Origin of the sequence: Pelosinus sp. sgz500959, assembly GCF_042610375.1 — a bacterium.
GTDB lineage: Bacteria > Bacillota > Negativicutes > DSM-13327 > DSM-13327 > CTSoil-075.
On sequence record NZ_JBGJZL010000005.1, the window covers coordinates 1 to 19,232 of the forward strand.

General features: G+C 39.3%; 13 protein-coding genes, 1 other RNA gene and 3 pseudogenes. 15 read left to right on the forward strand and 2 right to left on the reverse strand.

Annotation, left to right across the window (positions count from 1 at the left end; genetic code table 11):
• The 4 genes and pseudogenes from eno (ACAN52_RS09065) to eno (ACAN52_RS09080) all read left to right on the forward strand — a co-directional run.
• A pseudogene (gene eno / locus ACAN52_RS09065) lies at nucleotides 1-457 on the forward strand (phosphopyruvate hydratase); the annotation flags it as partial.
• A gap of 242 nt (nucleotides 458-699) precedes the next feature.
• The gene (locus ACAN52_RS09070) at nucleotides 700-1,860 is read left to right on the forward strand and encodes a glycerate kinase (RefSeq protein WP_378954375.1); all 1,161 of its coding nucleotides are present in this window, start codon (nucleotides 700-702) and stop codon (nucleotides 1,858-1,860) included.
• Nucleotides 1,854-3,266 (forward strand): annotated as a pseudogene (pyk, locus tag ACAN52_RS09075) (pyruvate kinase); the annotation flags it as partial. The gene ACAN52_RS09070 and the pseudogene pyk (ACAN52_RS09075), both read left to right, overlap by 7 nt.
• Before the next feature lie 43 nt (nucleotides 3,267-3,309).
• Complete coding sequence (gene eno, locus ACAN52_RS09080; protein WP_378954376.1) at nucleotides 3,310-4,593, forward strand: phosphopyruvate hydratase; 1,284 nt, start codon at nucleotides 3,310-3,312, stop codon at nucleotides 4,591-4,593.
• A gap of 74 nt (nucleotides 4,594-4,667) precedes the next feature.
• On the opposite strand, the gene ACAN52_RS09085 is transcribed toward eno (ACAN52_RS09080), so the two are convergent.
• A complete protein-coding gene (locus tag ACAN52_RS09085) occupies nucleotides 4,668-5,828 on the reverse strand; it encodes a CdaR family transcriptional regulator (protein WP_378954377.1) in 1,161 nt (386 codons plus the stop codon).
• A 257-nt stretch (nucleotides 5,829-6,085) separates the two neighbouring features.
• On the opposite strand from ACAN52_RS09085, the gene ACAN52_RS09090 reads away from it, so the two are divergent.
• From ACAN52_RS09090 to smpB, 8 genes and pseudogenes are all read left to right on the forward strand, one after another.
• A complete protein-coding gene (locus ACAN52_RS09090; protein ID WP_378954378.1) occupies nucleotides 6,086-7,237 on the forward strand; it encodes a glycerate kinase in 1,152 nt (383 codons plus the stop codon).
• 2 nt (nucleotides 7,238-7,239) lie between these two features.
• Nucleotides 7,240-8,652, forward strand: a pseudogene (gene pyk, locus ACAN52_RS09095) (pyruvate kinase); the annotation flags it as partial.
• A 176-nt stretch (nucleotides 8,653-8,828) separates the two neighbouring features.
• Nucleotides 8,829-9,059: a preprotein translocase subunit SecG gene (secG, locus tag ACAN52_RS09100; protein ID WP_378954379.1), complete on the forward strand. Its 231-nt coding sequence runs from the start codon at nucleotides 8,829-8,831 to the stop codon at nucleotides 9,057-9,059.
• Nucleotides 9,060-9,218: 159 nt separating this feature from the next.
• Nucleotides 9,219-11,219: a sodium-translocating pyrophosphatase gene (locus ACAN52_RS09105; protein ID WP_378954380.1), complete on the forward strand. Its 2,001-nt coding sequence runs from the start codon at nucleotides 9,219-9,221 to the stop codon at nucleotides 11,217-11,219.
• Between the two features lie 158 nt (nucleotides 11,220-11,377).
• Complete coding sequence (locus ACAN52_RS09110) at nucleotides 11,378-12,106, forward strand: alpha/beta hydrolase (RefSeq protein WP_378954381.1); 729 nt, start codon at nucleotides 11,378-11,380, stop codon at nucleotides 12,104-12,106.
• 29 nt (nucleotides 12,107-12,135) lie between these two features.
• Entirely contained in the window at nucleotides 12,136-12,537 is a 402-nt protein-coding gene (locus tag ACAN52_RS09115; RefSeq protein ID WP_378954382.1) for a PaaI family thioesterase, read from the forward strand.
• Nucleotides 12,534-14,846: a ribonuclease R gene (rnr, locus tag ACAN52_RS09120; protein WP_378954383.1), complete on the forward strand. Its 2,313-nt coding sequence runs from the start codon at nucleotides 12,534-12,536 to the stop codon at nucleotides 14,844-14,846. Before ACAN52_RS09115 ends, rnr begins: the two co-directional genes overlap by 4 nt.
• A gap of 29 nt (nucleotides 14,847-14,875) precedes the next feature.
• Nucleotides 14,876-15,346: an SsrA-binding protein SmpB gene (smpB, locus tag ACAN52_RS09125; protein WP_378954384.1), complete on the forward strand. Its 471-nt coding sequence runs from the start codon at nucleotides 14,876-14,878 to the stop codon at nucleotides 15,344-15,346.
• A gap of 112 nt (nucleotides 15,347-15,458) precedes the next feature.
• Here the strand turns inward: smpB and ACAN52_RS09130 are convergent, their stop codons facing one another.
• Nucleotides 15,459-16,382, reverse strand: coding sequence for a DMT family transporter (locus ACAN52_RS09130; protein ID WP_378954386.1), 924 nt, complete (start codon nucleotides 16,380-16,382; stop codon nucleotides 15,459-15,461).
• Between the two features lie 287 nt (nucleotides 16,383-16,669).
• Between ACAN52_RS09130 and ssrA the strand changes: the two genes are divergently transcribed.
• The 3 genes from ssrA to ACAN52_RS09145 all read left to right on the forward strand — a co-directional run bounded on the left by ssrA (nucleotide 16,670) and on the right by ACAN52_RS09145 (nucleotide 19,189).
• Nucleotides 16,670-17,016: a transfer-messenger RNA gene (ssrA, locus tag ACAN52_RS09135) on the forward strand.
• 73 nt (nucleotides 17,017-17,089) lie between these two features.
• Nucleotides 17,090-17,587: a hypothetical protein gene (locus tag ACAN52_RS09140; protein WP_378954387.1), complete on the forward strand. Its 498-nt coding sequence runs from the start codon at nucleotides 17,090-17,092 to the stop codon at nucleotides 17,585-17,587.
• Nucleotides 17,588-18,010: 423 nt separating this feature from the next.
• Nucleotides 18,011-19,189, forward strand: coding sequence for a DNA-methyltransferase (locus ACAN52_RS09145; RefSeq protein ID WP_378954388.1), 1,179 nt, complete (start codon nucleotides 18,011-18,013; stop codon nucleotides 19,187-19,189).
• Nucleotides 19,190-19,232: the final 43 nt, after the last annotated feature.

The following is a 19,232-nucleotide window of genomic DNA, read 5'->3' on the forward strand; positions in this document are numbered from 1 at the left end:
AAAATATCCTATCCTTTCTATCGAAGATGGTATGTCCGAAGATGACTGGGCAGGTTGGGCGCTCATGACTGAAAAATTGGGCAAAAAAATTCAAATCGTTGGTGATGATTTGTTTGTTACTAACACTGAGCGTTTAGCTCGTGGTATTGAAGCTAAAACAGCTAACTCCATTTTGGTTAAAGTTAACCAAATCGGTACATTGACTGAAACTTTTGATACCATTGAAATGGCAAAACGTGCAGGTTATACTTGCGTTATTTCCCATCGTTCTGGTGAAACAGAAGATGCTACGATCGCTGACATTGCTGTTGCAGTCAATGCTGGTCAAATTAAAACTGGCGCACCAACTCGTAGTGACCGTGTTGCTAAATACAACCAACTTCTACGCATTGAAGAAGAATTGAGTACAATTGGCCAATACAAAGGCCGTAAAGTATTCTATAACATGAAAAAATAGTTCTGCTATAACGTAGCAGTACTTAGTGAAAAGCTAGAGTACCATCTTAAAAGAGATGGTACTCTAGCTTTTTTTACATTTTACTTAATGATTTATGTTGATTCATTGGATAAAATACACAATATTTAGCTGAGGAACAAGCTAAACATTAGATAGTTTAAACATTGTAATAAATTCAGATTTTACATAGAATAAAGCTTAGGGGTAGGACGAAAATTTTAATCAGAAAGTAGAGGATGAGTATGCGTATTATCGTTGCGCCAGATTCTTTTAAAGGCAGTGTATCGGCAGTCGGTACAGCAAATGCGATGGAAAAAGGCATTAAGGCGGTTTTTCCTGATGCACAAGTCATTAAAGTTCCTATTGCAGACGGAGGCGAAGGTACAGTAGAGGCTCTTGTGACGGCAACAAAGGGACAGATCATATATCAAACTGTGGTGGGGCCACTTGGCGATCAGGTAGAGGCTTGCTGGGGTATTCTTGGTGATGGTGAAACAGCTGTAATTGAGATGGCATCAGCTTCTGGATTGCCCCTTGTTCCTATGGACAAGAAAGATCCGCGTATTACAACAACCTACGGGACCGGAGAATTAATAAAAGCTGCTCTTGATAGAGGATTGAGAAAAATTATTATTGGTATCGGCGGCAGTGCAACAAATGACGGCGGATGTGGCATGGCCCAAGCTCTAGGAGGAAGTTTTCAAAATGCAGCTCGACAAGAGTTATCTCATGGAGGGGGCGCTCTTGCCCAATTAGATTATGTTGATCTTTCTAATTTAGATGTGCGTCTTGTTGAGACAACCATCATGGTTGCCTGTGATGTTGATAATCCTTTATGCGGACCCAAAGGAGCAACGGCTGTATATGGACCGCAAAAAGGAGCAACTCCTGAAATGGTCATTGAACTTGATGCTGCGCTTAAAAACTTCGCTAGTAAAGTACAAGAGGTAACGGGCAAAGATGTAGCAGAGTGCCCTGGTGCAGGTGCAGCGGGCGGACTTGGTGCGGGACTCCTCTTTTTTACAAATGCAAAGCTGCGACCAGGTGTAGAAATTGTTCTTACAACCACTGGATTTGAATCCTTAGTGGAAACGGCGCAACTTGTTATTACAGGGGAAGGACGAACTGATTTTCAGACTGCTTTTGGTAAAGCTCCCGTTGGAGTCGCTAAACTCGCTAAAAAATATAATGTACCCACTGTATGCATAGCCGGTGGTCTTGGACAGGGGCACGAAGATGTATTGCAACATGGAATTGATGGGTTGATGAGTACTGTTCCTGGCCCTATGAGTTTAGAGGAGTGTATAGAATACGGGGCAGAATTAATTGAAAAGGGAACAAAACGCCTCTGCCACATTGTTAAAGTTGGTATGGAAATGGAAAGGGTGAACCACTCATTATGAAAAAAACGAAGATAGTATGTACAATTGGACCAAGTACTGATTCTCCGGAGCTTTTATCCCAGATAATTTTAGCAGGGATGAATGTTGCTCGATGTAATTTCTCCCATGGAACCCATGAAGATCATAAAAAGCGGATGGATATGGTAAGAAATGCAGCCCTTACTGTTCAGCAGCCGGTAGCACTGATGCTTGATACGAAAGGGCCAGAAATGCGTCTTGGCGATTTTGTTGAAGGTAAGGTTACAATTAACCAAGGCGAAAAGTTTATTTTAACATCAAGAGATGTAAAAGGAACAAAGGATATTAGCTTTGTCAATCATAAACAATTACCACAAGAGGTGCAACCGGGCAATCAAATTTTATTAGCTGATGGTCTAGTTTGCCTTAGTGTCGATAAGATTGAAGGGGACGATATCCATACGACAGTGCTCAATACGGGGATTATTGGCAACAAAAAACGTGTAGCAGTACCTGGTGTATCCGTAAGTTTACCGCCTTTATCAGAGCAAGATAGTAAAGATGTGTTATTTGCTGCCAAAGAGGGCATGGATTTCATCGCTGCTTCTTTTATCCAAAGAGCTGCTGATGTACTTGCCATTCGGAAGTTGCTTGAAGAAGTCAATTCGGATATACAGATCATCTCCAAGATTGAAAGTGCTGAAGGTGTCAAAAATATTGACGAAATTATTAAAGTATCGGATGGAATTATGGTAGCCCGAGGTGATCTTGGTGTAGAAATTCCAACGGAAGAAGTACCAATCGTACAAAAAATGATTATTGAAAAATGTAATAAAGTCGGCAAACCTGTTATTACTGCAACCCAGATGCTAGAGTCAATGATTGTAAATCCACGCCCAACTCGCGCTGAAGCCAGTGATGTTGCCAATGCAATTATGGATGGTACGGATGCAATTATGTTAAGCGGTGAAACTGCCTCTGGACTTTATCCACTCGAAGCCGTTTCTGTAATGGCCAAAATTGCCATTCGTACTGAAAAATCCTTGCCATATGGTGATATCTTGCGCCATAAAGGCCTCTCCCTTAATAATACGACGACGGATGCCATTAGCCATGCTACAGTACAGATTGCTCAGCAACTAGAAGCAGCGGCGATTATTACTGCGACAGAATCAGGGTATACACCGCGGATGGTTTCCAAATACCGTCCACAATCGTATATTCTTGCCGTAACCCCCAATGAAAAAACTGCGCGCCGTGCTCAATTATTATGGGGAGTTTATCCGTTAATGGGCAGTAGCCATCAAAATTCTGATGAAATGGTGAAAAATTCAATCCTTACCTCACTTCATTCAGGGATGATTCATAGTGAAGATTTGGTTGTGATTACTGCTGGCGTCCCAGCGGGCACGAGCGGAACCACCAATTTAATTCGCGTTCATGTGGTTTAACCGAGTAGAGTAAATAAAATAAATAAATGGAGTTTTTACAATGATTATTACAGAAGTATTAGCAAGAGAAGTTATGGATTCCCGTGGTAACCCTACAGTTGAGGTGGATGTAATATTAGAAGATGGTACAATGGGTCGCGCTGCTGTTCCGTCAGGCGCTTCCACAGGTCAACATGAAGCTGTAGAACTTCGTGATGGTGACAAAAGCCGTTATTTAGGAAAAGGCGTACTGAAAGCTGTAGAAAACGTAAACAACGTAATCGCTGCTGAAGTTGTAGGCATGAATGTATTTGATCAAGTGGGTATTGACGAAGCCATGATCGAACTTGATGGCACTCATAACAAATCCGTACTTGGTGCAAATGCAATCCTTGGTGTTTCCATGGCTGTAGCAAAAGCTGCTGCGATTGCTCTTGGACTTCCTTTATACCAATACCTTGGTGGCTTTAATGCTAAAGAATTACCAGTACCAATGATGAATATCCTCAATGGCGGCGCTCATGCTGACAATAACGTAGATATTCAAGAATTCATGATTATGCCAGTTGGCGCAAGCACGTTTGCAGAAGGGCTTCGTATGTGTGCTGAAGTATATCACACACTAAAAAGCGTATTAAAAGGTCTTGGCCTTAACACTGCAATTGGTGATGAAGGCGGCTTTGCTCCAAACCTTGCTTCCAATGAACAAGCATTAGGAATCATTGTAGAAGCCATTACAAAAGCTGGTTACAAACCAGGCGAAGATTTTGGTTTAGCGCTTGACGTAGCAGCAACTGAAATCTATAAAGATGGCAAATACAATCTTGAAGGCGAAGGCGTAATCAAAACTTCTGAAGAAATGGTTGAATTCTATGCTCAATTAGTAGGAAAATATCCTATCCTTTCTATCGAAGATGGTATGTCCGAAGATGACTGGGCAGGTTGGGCGCTCATGACTGAAAAATTGGGCAAAAAAATTCAAATCGTTGGTGATGATTTGTTTGTTACTAACACTGAGCGTTTAGCTCGTGGTATTGAAGCTAAAACAGCTAACTCCATTTTGGTTAAAGTTAACCAAATCGGTACATTGACTGAAACTTTTGATACCATTGAAATGGCAAAACGTGCAGGTTATACTTGCGTTATTTCCCATCGTTCTGGTGAAACAGAAGATGCTACGATCGCTGACATTGCTGTTGCAGTCAATGCTGGTCAAATTAAAACTGGCGCACCAACTCGTAGTGACCGTGTTGCTAAATACAACCAACTTCTACGCATTGAAGAAGAATTGAGCACAATTGGTCAATACAAAGGTCGTAAAGTATTTTATAATATGAAATCATAACCCTGCTATACGTAAAGGTAGTTAAAAAGGTAGAGCGCCATCTTAAGAAGGATGGCACTCTACCTTTTTGTTTATTACTCAAAGATTATTTTGCATAGGAAAGCATGATTCAGAAAACGGCATGGATCAAGCCCTGTAGCGTCTTTAAGTTTACCAAGGCGAAATAATAAAGTATTACGGTGTATATAGAGACTTTTAGCTGTATTCGTAATGCTAAGATCATTATTTAAAAGATGAATCACTGTATTTTTCATATCATATTTTCGCGTTAAGTTCGTGTCCAGTTTTTCTTTAATACTTTCAAGTGATTGGCAGGGCTCATTTATCCTTAGTTTCTTAAGAAGATATGCCGCTAAAATATGAAAATCATAAATGCTATTTATGGAATTTGGGCCATGATCCCCATGTAACACAAACAAGGCTTCCTGATAAGACTGACTTAATGCTGTGTATTTCATTACCAGACTTCCAATTCCTACATTGAGTAGGACGTTACTTGGATTTAATTGTTTTAAGAGATCTAATCCCCATTTTTTATAGAGAGTTTCTACAGTTTTTGGTTCGAAATATTTAAGAATAATCAGCTTATCTTCGATAAATACAACTAAATCTTGGCTGTTTACATATGGAGGATTTGATATGAGCTGGACTATGTTTTCTTTCGCTCGCGAAGATACAAGGTCATTTTGACCATAGGTAGTAAAGGCAAGGTTTAGAAGAGGTTTGGTATCGATAACGAGTACAAGGCGCGGGAGGTTGAGCTCAAATTTGAGTAGTTTGGCAGTTGTGACTAATTTATCATGACTACTAGTGGCATGATCAGATAAAAGTATCGTAGCAAAATTTTCTCGTAATTGGAACTGAGAGCGAATTTCTTCTTGAGTCACTTCTTGTTCTAATATGAGCTCAGTAACCATTTTAACCATGCGAGCAAGTGCCCTAACTTCATCTGGATGACCTGATATACCAACAACACCGATTACTTGATCATTTAATACAATCGGCATATTAAGACCAGGAAGTGATCCAGTATATTGCTCCAGATCATTAGGATAAATTTCGACTGTTTGGGCGCTGCTAATGACATCTTTTGCACCTTTGTGAAAGGTATTAATTCGATGTGTATGACCTGATGCAATGATCATGCCTTGGCTATCCATAATATTGATATTTTGAAGAGCAATTGGCATTACGCTATCAACAATTGGTTGAGCTAATTGACTGGTTAAAAGCAAAGATATCCACCCCGTTTTCTCTCGCAAGATTGCAAAAAAATTCCTACTATCACCGATTATAACGTAAAGAAATTTTGTATGCAATTTGCTAGAAGATTTAGGGAAAAATTTTTACGTTCATTGTATAAAATACATAATAATAAACTATATAGAGGAATAAACATTATAAAAATTGAACATTGTAATAAATTCAGATTTTAGATAGAATTAGACTTAACAGTAAAAGGAAAAAATCAATCAGAAAATGGAGGATGATCATGCGTATTATAGTGGCACCTGATTCTTTTAAAGGTAGCGTATCAGCGGTCGGTACTGCAAATGCAATGGAAAAAGGCATTAAAGAAGTCTTTCCTGATGCAGAGGTCATTAAACTTCCCATTGCAGATGGCGGAGAGGGTACAGTAGAGGCACTTGTAACGGCGACGAATGGACAAGTGATATACCAAAAGGTAGTGGGACCACTTGGCGACTCAATAGAAGCTTATTGGGGGATTCTTGGTGATGGTGAAACAGCTGTAATTGAGATGGCGGCAGCTTCTGGGTTGCCCCTTGTTCCAAAGGAAATGAAAAATCCACGTATTACAACGACCTATGGAACAGGAGAGTTAATAAAAGCAGCTCTTGATAAGGGATTGGGAAAAATTATTATTGGTATTGGTGGCAGCGCAACGAATGATGGTGGTTGTGGTATGGCCCAGGCTTTAGGAGTAAAGTTTCTCAATAAAGATGGGCAAGAATTAACTTATGGGGGGGCTGCTCTTGCTCAATTAGATCATGTTGATCTTTCGAGTTTAGATGTGCGTCTTGCTGAGACGACCATCATGGTTGCCTGTGATGTTGATAATCCTCTATGCGGACCCAAAGGAGCAACCGCTGTGTACGGACCGCAAAAGGGAGCAACTCCTGAAATGGTGACTGAACTTGATGCCGCACTTAAAAACTTCGCTAGTAAAGTACAAAAGGTAACGGGTAAAGATGTAGCTGAGTGCCCTGGCGCAGGTGCAGCAGGCGGACTTGGTGCAGGACTCCTCTTTTTTACAAATGCAAAGCTGCGACCAGGTGTAGAAATTGTTCTTACAACCACTGGATTTGAATCCTTAGTGAAAACAGCGCAGCTCGTTATTACAGGGGAAGGACGAACTGATTTTCAGACTGCTTTTGGAAAAGCGCCCGTCGGGGTGGCTAAGCTTGCTAAAAAATATAATATCCCTACACTATGCATCGCTGGTGGTCTTGGGCAAGGACATGAAGACGTGCTGCAGCACGGGATTGATGGATTAATGAGTACCGTTCCTGGTCCGATGAGTTTAGATGAATGCATTGAATGCGGAGCAGCGTTAATAACAAAGGGAACAGCACGACTTTGTCGAATGGTTAAAGTGGGTATGGAAATCGAAAGGAGAATTTAGCCATTATGAAAAAAACAAAAATTGTATGTACAATTGGTCCAAGTACTGATTCTCTAAACATCTTATCTCAAATGATTTCTGCTGGTATGAACGTGGCTCGGTGTAACTTTTCTCATGGGACTCATGCAGAACATAAGAAACGGATTGATATGGTGCGTACCGCATCTCATGAAGTTCAGCAGCCAGTCGCCTTAATGCTCGATACTAAGGGACCCGAAATGCGTCTTGGAGATTTTATTGAAGGCAAAGTGACCCTTACTCAAGGAGAAAAGTTCATTTTAACTGCAAGGCATGTCGATGGGACAAAAGATATTAGCTTCGTTAATCATAAAAATTTACCACAAGAAGTAGCGCCCGGCAATCAAATTTTATTAGCAGATGGCCTAGTTTGCCTCGCTGTTGATCGAGTTGAAGGGGATGATATTCATACAACTGTGCTTAATACGGGGGAGATTGGTAATCGAAAACGTGTAGCAGTACCTGGCGTAACCATCAGTTTACCACCCTTATCAGAGCAAGATATTAAAGATATAGGATTTGCTGTAAAAGAAGGTATGGATTTTATCGCAGCTTCTTTTGTCCAAAGAGCAAGTGATGTACTAGACATTCGAAAATTGCTCGAAGAAGCCAATTCTGATATACGCATCATCTCTAAAATTGAAAGTGCAGCAGGAGTTAAAAATATTGACGAAATTATTAAAGTATCTGATGGAATCATGGTAGCGCGGGGGGATCTTGGTGTGGAGATTCCAACTGAAGAAGTACCACTTGTGCAAAAAATGATTATTGGAAAATGTAATAAGGTCGGCAAACCTGTCATCACTGCAACCCAGATGCTAGAATCAATGATTGTGAATCCCCGTCCAACTCGCGCTGAGGCAAGTGATATTGCCAATGCCATTATGGATGGTACAGACGTTATTATGCTAAGTGGTGAAACCGCAACAGGTTTTTATCCTGTGGAAGCTGTTGCGATGATGGCGAAAATTGCAATTCGTACGGAAAATTCCTTACCTTATAGTGATATATTAGTGCGTAAAGGGCTTTCCCTCCATAATACGACGACGGATGCCATTAGTCACGCTACAGTCCAGATTGCGCAGCAGCTCGGTGCAGCAGCTATTCTTACAGCTACAGAATCAGGGTATACATCACGAATGGTTTCTAAATACCGACCACAAGCTGCAATTATTGCTGTAACCGCCAATGAAAAAACAGCGCGTCTTGTACAATTATTGTGGGGCGTTTACCCTGTAATTGGCACTAGTCATCAAAATTCCGATGAGATGGTTAAATATGCAATTCTTGATTCTCTGAAGGCAGGAGCGATTGATGTAGGGGATTTAGTTGTAATTACTGCGGGAGTCCCAGCAGGAACCAGTGGAACGACCAATTTAATTCGTGTTCACGTGGTTGAATAAAGTACAAGAGTAACACTGAGATGATAACAAACAAGATATTGTTGTTATCTTGGTGTTTTATTGTTGCAAAAAATGGTAATAACATAATAAAGTGGCTAAAATAGTGTCAAATTGATTTTGGTTATGATACAATATAAAGAACGTATGAGTATAAGGAGGATGTTATCACTTTGGTTATAGTTTTACAAATTATTGAAGCTATTCTTTCAATTGCTTTGATTGCTGCTGTAGTATTGCAATCAGGTAAAGGCGGAGGTTTATCCGGGTCGATTGGTGGCGGTGCTGAGAGTGTTTTAGGTGGTAAGAAAAAAGGTCTTGATGAATATTTATCGAAAGTAACGATGATTCTTGGAGCTTTATTTGCAATCGTTACCTTATCACTCGTCAAATTAATGAGCTAATAGTTGCAGATCATCCCACATACAGTAGTTTAGATGCCAGACAATTTAATAAAAAACAATATCATACAATAGTTAAATGTATACCTATCATCAACCATATAGTTGAGAACTTTTCATCACAACGCGGACAAGCTGTTTAGCATAAGGGGGAAAAGAGATATGGATTTATTGTATATTGCGCCAATGGCCGGGATAGTAGCATTACTATTTGCGGCATATTTCATGAAGAGTGTGCTGAGCGAAAGCCCTGGTAATGAAAAAATGCAGGATTTATCAAAGGCAATTTTTGAAGGGGCAATGGCTTATTTAAACAGGCAGTATAAGACCTTAATTCCGTTTACTGTAGTGATCTTTGCCATATTGTTTTTTGTTGATGGTTATAAATTAGCTGTATCTTTTTTAGTGGGTGCAGTGTCTTCGGCAATAGCTGGTTATGTGGGAATGACTTCAACAACTAAGGCTAATGCTCGCACTACCGAGGCCGCCCGCCATAGTCTGAATAAAGCGCTAAGCGTTTCTTTTCGGGCAGGGGCAGTTATGGGTATGTCAGTTGTAGGTCTTGCGTTGCTTGGAGTCTCTGTATTATACATATTATTTCGTGATCCTGTTGTTATTAATAGTTTTGCTTTTGGTGCCAGTGCCATTGCGTTTTTTGCGAGAATTGGCGGTGGGATTTTCACCAAAGCAGCCGATGTGGGAGCAGACTTAGTAGGTAAAGTAGAAGCTGGTATTCCAGAGGATGACCCTCGTAACCCAGCTGTTATTGCAGATAATGTTGGTGACAATGTTGGGGATACGGCTGGTATGGGTGCTGACTTATTTGAATCATATGGTGCGACTGCCATTGCGGCCATGCTGATTGGTAATACACTGTATGGTATCAATGGTGTGTTATTCCCTCTTTTGATTGGTGCTGCAGGTATATTAGCCGCCATTTTGAGCACATTTTTAGTACGTACTGGTGAAGATGGAGATCCGCAAGCTGCGCTTAATCGTGGATTGTGGGGGACAAATCTATTGACGGCTATTATGGCATATGGTTTAGCAAATCATATTTTTGGAGATAAGGGATTTGGTATCTTTATTGCCATCGTCGCAGGTTTAGTGGTCAATGTTTTGGTAGGGATGATTACTGAATATTATACTTCCAGTGCTAAAATGCCAACCAGGTTGATTGCTGAGGCTTGTGAAACAGGGGCAGCGACTAATATTATTGCAGGGATTGCTACGGGGCTTAAAAGTACGGCTCTTCCTATGTTGGTATTTGCCGTTGCGATTTGGGTCTCATATCATGAAGCTGGAATTTATGGGATTGCTATGGCGGCGATGGGGATGCTTTGTACGGCAGGCATGGTCGTTGCTGTTGACTCTTTCGGACCTGTTGCTGATAATGCAGGTGGTATTGCAGAAATGGCAGGACTTGGAGAAGAAGTTCGCAAAACCACTGATAAATTGGATGCCGTAGGTAATACGACAGCTGCTATTGCAAAAGGATTTGCTATTGGCTCAGCAGCCTTAACTGCACTTGCTTTATTTACTGCCTTTGGTGAAGAAATTGCTAAAAATCCAAAATTATCAGATTTGTTAGTTAATGGTCATTTGGTAGTTAATTTAACAGAACCAACAGTCATTATTGGGATTTTCTTAGGAGCAACGTTGCCGTTCTTGGTATGTGCTTATACCATGGAAGCTGTTGGTAAAGCTGCTTTTGAAATGATTGCTGAAGTTCGTCGGCAGTTCCGCGAAATTCCTGGAATTATGGAAGGTACTGGACGCCCTGATTATGCAGCATGTGTAGACATTAGTACAAAAGCTGCTATCAGAGAAATGTTTATGCCTGGTGTCTTTGCTGTAGGCGGTCCCATTTTTGTCGGATTTATTATGGGGGCTAAGGCATTAGCTGGGTTTCTAGCCGGTGCAACTGCCGCTGGAGTTTTGCTAGCTATCTTTATGTCCAATGCGGGTGGCGCTTGGGACAATGCTAAAAAATATATTGAAACAGGTAAACATGGGGGAAAAGGTACGCCAGCTCATGCTGCTGCCGTTATTGGTGATACAGTAGGCGATCCATTTAAGGATACTTCTGGACCGGCAATGAATCCACTGATCAAAGTAGCGGGTACGATTTCCTTGATCATTGCTCCACTGTTATTCTTTTAAGCTAAAAAGATGAATAATCTTTATTGAAGACTTGGCACAAGCCAAGTCTTTTCTTTATATTTTTTTGAATATGGAATTTTTATTCTGTAAAATGGTATAATTATAAAGGAGACTTTATTATCTGATAAAAAGAGTAATTTTAATGGAGGTGCTTGCTATTGGCGATAATGGAAGGTGCCGAACCACTTTTTTTATTGGGGGGAGATTGTGGAGTTTTACTTATCCATGGTTTCACTGGTTCGCCTGCTGAAATGGGACTTCTTGGTGAGTTTTTACATAAAAAAGGATATACTGTTTTGGCGCCACGTCTTTCTGGACATGGGACAACCGTAGAGGAAATGGCAAATACGCAATGGTCTCATTGGTATAGCACTGTTGAAGATGCCTATCATATTTTAAAATCCATCTGTAACCGCGTTGTAGTCATAGGGTTATCCATGGGGGGACTACTTGCTTTTAAATTAGGGACAGAATATAAAGTGGATAAAATTGTGTCTCTTAGTACGCCGATTTTTATTGCAGACAAACGTTTAGATTTATTGCCTGTATATCGAATGTTTCGAAAGTTTGTTCCAAAAAAACGAAAAGCATATGCGGATATTCCATCGAAATATACAGTCTGTTATAAGTCTACGCCTCTTCGTAGTCTAAGCAGCTTACTCGATCTCATTCAACATGTCGATGCACTATTGCCGAGTATTGCTGTACCTTTATTGATTATCCAAGGGCGACGTGATCATACAGTTCAGGCGCGCAGTGCTCAATATATCTATGATAAAGTAGGAACTGAGGATAAACAGTTAATTTGGTTGGAGAAATCTGGACATATTGTGACCATTGATATAGAACGTGAAGGAGTCTTTGCGTACATTGCTGACTTTCTATAATTAAAAATGAAAAAAATGAGGTGTTACATATGGATCAGAAGGATCAATGGTGTTTTGGATGCGGTAAAGAAAATCCGATTGGACTACAACTAGAGTTTATTGAGAAAGATGAAAGTTATATGACAACATTTGTTCCTCGCCCTGAGCATCAGGGATATGATGGTATTATGCATGGTGGTCTTGTCAGTACAATTTTAGATGAAGTGATGGCTCGTTATATTCATAAAAAAGGTTTTAATGCTGTGACGGCAAGACTAGACGTGCGATTTCGTCAACCTACACCGATTGGAAAAAAATTAACTGCAATTGCAAGAATAACAGGTAAACGGGGTAACATGTATGAAGTAGTTGGCGAAATTATGCTGCCAGATGGTACCATTACCGCTCAAGGTAAAGCAACCATTGCAGTTTTGGAGGATGAAAAAACATGATGCTGAAAGATAAAATTTTAGAATTCATGAAAAAAGAAGCCTATAAACCATTGACCTCTGAGGATTTAGCAGAGGAAATGGAACTGAAAGGTACAGAACTTGCTGAATTATGGCCAGTCCTCAATCAACTTGAAAAAAATGCAGATATTATCAAAACTCGTTATGATAAATATGGTGTACCTGAACGTATGAACTTGATTGTAGGAAAATTAAGTGCGAGTACTAAAGGATATGGATTTGTTATTCCTGATAAAGTGAAGATGCCTAATGAAATGGATGTGTTTATTCCTCCTGATGCCATGATGACGGCTATGCATCACGATCGTGTTGTGGTGCGTGTTCATTGTCAGAGCGGTCAGGGTAAATCCCGAGATGGTGAAATCATTCGGATTATTGAAAGAGCTAACCCAAGAATTGTTGGAACTTTTGAAGCCAGTCGTAATTTTGGGTTTGTAACACCTGATGATGTACGTCTTGGTCATGATATCTTTATTCCTAAAGATGAAAAAAATATCGTCAAAAATGGTAGTAAAGTCGTCGTAGAAATTACGAAGTGGCCAGAGAAAAAGCGGAGTGCTGAAGGAAAAATTATTGAGGTTCTAGGCAGCAAAGGTGATACGGGGATCGAAATATTATCAATCATTAAAAGGCATAACTTGCCTATTGAATTTCCGATTGAAGTTCAAGAGGCTGCTGAAAAAGCACCAGAAATCATCAGTGAAGATGAAATTGCTGGAAGACGAGATCTAAGGCATTTGCCAATCATCACAATTGATGGTGAAGATGCCAAAGATTTGGATGATGGTGTATATGTTGAACGATTGAAAAATGGGAATCATCTTCTTGGCGTATATATCGCGGATGTCAGTTATTATGTACGGGAAAATACGATTCTTGATACCGAAGCACGTGAACGCGGTACAAGTGTTTATTTAGTGGATCGTGTATTACCCATGCTGCCGCGGCGTTTGTCAAATGGCATTTGCAGTTTGAATGCAGGTGAGGATCGGTTAGCCATGTCAGCCCATATGGAAATCGATCATCGAGGACAAGTGGTGAATTATGAAATATTCCCTAGTGTCATTCGAGTGATTAAGCGCTTTTCTTATACGGTTGTGCGCAAAATTCTTGTTGAGCATGATGAGGAATTGATTGCTGAAAATCAAGAGTTACTCAAACAATTGGAAGACATGGAACGATTATGCCGTATTTTACGAGAACGTCGGATGCGTCGTGGTGCCATTGATTTTGATTTTCCTGAGCTTAAAGTTAAACTTGATGAAACAGGAAAACCCATTGAAATTGTCAAAAGAATGCGTAGTTTAGCTGAATCAATTATTGAAGAATTTATGCTAGTCGCGAATGAAACAGTGGCTGAACATATGTACAAACTCAAGGTACCATTTGTTTTTCGTGTTCATGAAGAGCCTGATGCTGAAAAAATGGTTAAGCTTAATACCCTGCTCCATAACTTTGGACAAGGAATTGCCAAAGTTGATGATATCGAACCGGGAGCTCTGCAAAAAGTACTAACGCGCATTGCAGGACGTCCTGAAGAACGTATTATCAGTACTGTCATGTTACGTTCCTTAAAGCAAGCTCGTTATGAATCTCAAAATATTGGACATTTTGGTTTAGCAGCAACTTATTATACTCACTTTACATCACCTATCCGTCGCTATCCTGATTTAATTGTTCATCGTGTCATTCGTGAGACTTTTAATACTGGAGATATATCGGCTAAGCGGCGAGAAAAATTGACTGCTATGCTACCCGAAATTGCGATGCATTCTTCAGAGAGGGAACGAGCAGCAGCTGAAGCTGAACGCGAAACTGTTTCCCTGAAGACCGCAGAATATATGGCCCAATTTATTGGAGAGACATTTGATGGAATTATTAATGGAGTGACTGCCTTTGGTATTTTTGTTGAACTGGATAATGGAGTAGAAGGCTTGGTACGAGTATCAAGCATGGAAGATGACTACTATCGCTATGTAGAAGAACAATATGCTTTAATTGGTGAGCGCACGCGCAAGGTCTACCGCCTAGGGGATGCTGTCAAAGTTATCTTAACACGTGTCAACCCTGAAGAGCGTAATATTGATTTTGTATTAGAATCCAATAGCGGATGGATTGAACGGGCGGGCAGTCGCCGACCAAGCTCTGTAAAATCACAAAATAAAGATAAGAGACCAGTAAATAAAAATAGCCCGCAGCCTGCAGTAAGTGCTAAAAATAAAGGGCAAAAATCGAAAGACAGCATTGCCAAGAAGTCTAAAGCACGGCGCAGTAAACCTAAGAAAAAATAATGGGATAAAGTGGTAGTGAGGTGGAACCGTTGGAAAAAAATGCAGCTATAAAAACTGTCGCTGATAACCGAAAAGCCAGGCATGATTATCATATACATGAAAGTTATGAAGCTGGTCTTGTGTTAACAGGTACAGAAGTAAAATCATTACGGGCCGGAAAAGCCAATTTAAAAGATGCTTATGCTAAAATCGAAAAGAGTGAATTGATGCTGCATAATATGCATATCAGTCCATATGATGCAGGAAATCGTTTCAATCATGAACCTCTGAGAACTCGCAAGCTATTGATGCATCGGAGTGAAATTGATAAACTAGTTGGAAAAACTCAAGAAAAAGGTTATACTTTAGTACCTCTAAAATTATATTTTACCCATGGTATTGCTAAAATCCAAATAGGGTTGGCGACGGGTAAGAAAAATTATGATAAACGTCAAGATATGGCAGAACGTGATGCAAAAAGAGAAATCGATCGCGCATTTCGCGAACGTCAAAAAGCTTAAAAAAATGGTCTGTATTGAATTGTTACTTTCAATACAGACCATTTTTAAATTAGACTATTGACTCGTGACTAAGTCACTTTAGGAGTAATATGAAGTTGAAAAACCACTTAATTTAAGTCTTCTTTACGGAATCAGAAAGCTGGTATGGTGATTTTGCTAATTCTATCGTAGGATTTGTGCATAACTGTAGAACCAAAATACTAGTAACGATCAATAAGCCTCCTACAGCTTGTAGCAGCGTAAGATGCTCGCCAAGCATGAGTACCGACAATAAGACTGCAATAACAGGCTCAGCAGTACTAATAATTGATGCATTAGACACACCCATTTTACTGATACCGGCAAAAAAACCAAGAATCCCAACAATTGTTCCGAAAAGTGCAATACCCAGTAGAGCTAACCAGCCTGTGGTCGGTAAAGTTAGAATCAGTTGATCTGTCTTCCAGGTATATGCAGCAAAGACAAGAGCAGCAGCTGAGCATACATAAGTAGTCGCAACGAGGGAATGTATATTTTTAAGGACACTTTTACTAATCATAATATAACAAGAATATACGATAGCACTGCCAAGACCGAGGGCAACACCCAATTGACTGATATTCGTGAGAGAAACACCGAGAATTAAAAATAGCCCAACAATACAAATCAATAACGCGATTCCTTTTGGCCAAGTAAATTGTTCATGACCCATAGCAAAAGATAGGATCGTAACAATCACTGGGTAGGTAAATAACAACATCTCTGCCAGTGAAGCCGATAGATATTGTAAAGACGTAGCAAAAAAGAAGGACATAGAACCGTAACCGACAATTCCCATAAGAGAAAGTTTAATAATATTTTTAAAAGTAATGTTAGGTGAAATACCTAATGGTCTTAATATAATCCAGAGAAATAAAGCGGCTAACATAAAACGCAAAGTTAATACTGTGAGCGTATTTGCACCAGCAGTATAAGCTATTTTAATAAAAATAGGCAGGGTCGCAAAACCTGTAGCAGATGTCAGTACAAGTAAAGCACCTAAATGTTGTTGATTCAATCATACCACACTCCTTAATTATACAGTATATGCAGATTCCATACGTTCTGCAAGTTTTATTAAAAAAATTGAATAAAATGGTAAAAGTAATAGTTGGCTAAAGAGCTATTTTTATGTTATAATAAAGAACAATCATAAAAAAACTTAATTCAAATAGAGTTTTCATTCTAAGTGAATTTGAGTCATCCTTATCTAGCGACTTGTTCGTTAGATAAATAGGAAATTTGTAAACGTTTGAAGCGTACGTAGACAAGATTTCCTGGGAAATGTTATGAATTGCTGAAGTCGGGGGCGTAAAGGTTTCGACAGGGGTGGTTATGGCATAGGCAGCGAGCCGGGATTCCATCAGCCCGTCAATACGGTGGGAAAATATAATTGCAAACAACGAATACGCTTTAGCAGCTTAATGCTAACGTTCTACCGTCCCTCTTCCTGTGGGGAAGGCTAGGACGTCACAATGCAGGATACCTGAGGTCTTATTCTCCGCGGACCGACTGGGAAATTTTAAAGAGATAGCGCCAGCGAAGCCTGTCTGTAGGCGTCAACGGGGCGAAATTTAAATTACAGAATGCGCTCGGAGAAACCTATGTAGTGATGCCTTTGGACAGGAGTTCGATTCTCCTCGCCTCCACCAATCGTATAGTTCGCCTCCACCGTGGATATAATAGACTTATAAGCTATTATATAGGGTGGGGTGTTTTTATTTTATGAAAGTAATATGCCATCAATGTGGAATTCAGTTTGAGAAAGCGGATAAAGAAATAAGAAGACAGGAAAAAGAAGGTCGTAATTATTTTTTCTGCAATCGTAGTTGCACAGCGATCTATGCCAATAAAATTCGACATAATACTCCGAATGATGGGCTAAAGCCATATCAAAGGCGTACAAAGAAAATAGAAGCGGTCCTTGGCGATAAGTTAAGCACTGCTAAATCTAGACTTAATAAATTGCTGATGTTTGAATTAGCCGGGAAATGTAATATGGAAACTTGTTTTCGATGTGGAGAAAAAATAGATGATTTTCAGGATTTCACAATAGACCATAAAGAATCATGGCTCTTAAGTGATGATCCTGCGAAGATGTTTTATAGTATGGAGAATATTGCATTTAGTCATGCTAAATGTAATTATGAAGTTGGGACAAATAATTACATTAACAATTGTAAAAATACAACAAAAGAAGACTTTGAATTATATACTTATTAAGTTCATGTAGAGAAGGGGACTGAGGATTCGTCTTATAAAAACATCTTTTGATTTTATCTAAGACATAACTACCGTCAGACTGTGTGAAAGCCAACCTCATTTTTAAATATAAATCTTCTTTATTCTAGTAATATACCAATAAAATTAACTCTTATTGATTGAAAAAGTTATATAAAAAAGAAAACCAATACTTTTATGCAAATACTAGTTGCCGATTTTATTGTAATCTTCTTACTTGACACTTAGTGTCCTTCAATAAAGTTGTCAAAAAAGGAGCGTCCCTTAGTGTCCCTTAGTGTCCTTTTAATCCTAGAAGTATGTAGTTCTTAGGTGGAGACATTCATTATTAAGTAATTTTTTTTAAAGGTTCGTTACTTGTTATAGAAAAGAGTGATAAAATATAAAAGAAATGGAGTGAGGATTTTGGCAAATGGACAAAAACTTCATTATAATAGGCTATTTAAAATACTTGGTATTCAAAACAAGGAGGATATTGGGAGAATATCTAAGGTGCTGGGGGTTCAGCCCCAATTATTAACATATCATAATGACAATAGGATATTTCCGAATGGGGATCTTCTATTTAGAGTTTTAAATTACTTAAGAATGTCAGAGATTGAGTTGAAACTTCGTATGGGAGTTTTAGACACTAAAATTATTAAATGGATTGCAGATAATCCTGAAATCTTACTAGATGCAATTCCTGAATTTAATGATGAAAAAATAAGCAATTTTACTGTTTCGTATGAAACTGATCTTGGAAGCCTTTATCAGGCAGACTGTATTAAATTCATGAAAACCATGGATGAGGGGTCTATTGACATGATTTTCGCTGATCCGCCGTTTAATCTAGGGAAAGTCTATGAATCGGGCGTAGATGATGAATTGTCGGAGGAGCGATATCTTGAATGGACTGAAGCGTGGTTGCTAGAATGTGTTAGAATTTTAGCTCCAGGCGGTTCTCTTTTTGTTTACAATATTCCTTACTGGCAAAATCATATTGCAAATGTACTTAATAGGTACTTGAATTTTAGACATTGGATTGCGATTTATATGAAAGGACTCGTTCCAGTTGGTGGTAAGCTTAATCCATCACATTATGGATTGTTATATTATACAAAGGGGGAAAGACCTAAAACCTTTAATAAACAAAGAATACCAATGGCAACGTGTAGACATTGTGGTGGTGAAATCTTTGACTATGGTGGGAAAAAGAAGAATCTTCATGAAAATGGCCTTTCGATTGCTGATGTATGGACTGATATTCATCCAGTTAGGCATAAAAAATTTAAAAACCGTGAATTAAATGAACTTTCGGTAAAACTGTTACATCGGATTATTTCTTTGGCAACTAATAAAGGCGATATATTATTCGATCCGTTTGGAGGGAGTGGAACCACATATGCTGTTGCTGAATGTCTTCAGCGACGTTGGATTGGTTGTGAAATTGGGAGTATTGAACCGATTATCAATAGGCTTCAGAATAAGGATGATTCTAGTATGATTGAAAAAATTGAGAATGAAACAAATGTTCTATTTACAGAGGAACAGAGATTAAGGAGAAAGCAGAATAAATTTTGGTTATTGGAAGATCTGAGGTAGTTAATATTAAGAAGAAGCTTGAATATTTAATTCAAGCTTCTTC

Bases quoted from the DNA above. Each gene is read 5' to 3' on its own strand.
- ACAN52_RS09070 (WP_378954375.1), top strand. From the start codon at position 700: ATGCGTATTATCGTTGCGCCAGATTCTTTTAAAGGCAGTGTATCGGCA.
- eno (WP_378954376.1), top strand. From the start codon at position 3,310: ATGATTATTACAGAAGTATTAGCAAGAGAAGTTATGGATTCCCGTGGT.
- ACAN52_RS09090 (WP_378954378.1), top strand. From the start codon at position 6,086: ATGCGTATTATAGTGGCACCTGATTCTTTTAAAGGTAGCGTATCAGCG.
- ACAN52_RS09105 (WP_378954380.1), top strand. From the start codon at position 9,219: ATGGATTTATTGTATATTGCGCCAATGGCCGGGATAGTAGCATTACTA.
- ACAN52_RS09115 (WP_378954382.1), top strand. From the start codon at position 12,136: ATGGATCAGAAGGATCAATGGTGTTTTGGATGCGGTAAAGAAAATCCG.
- rnr (WP_378954383.1), top strand. From the start codon at position 12,534: ATGATGCTGAAAGATAAAATTTTAGAATTCATGAAAAAAGAAGCCTAT.
- ACAN52_RS09140 (WP_378954387.1), top strand. From the start codon at position 17,090: ATGAAAGTAATATGCCATCAATGTGGAATTCAGTTTGAGAAAGCGGAT.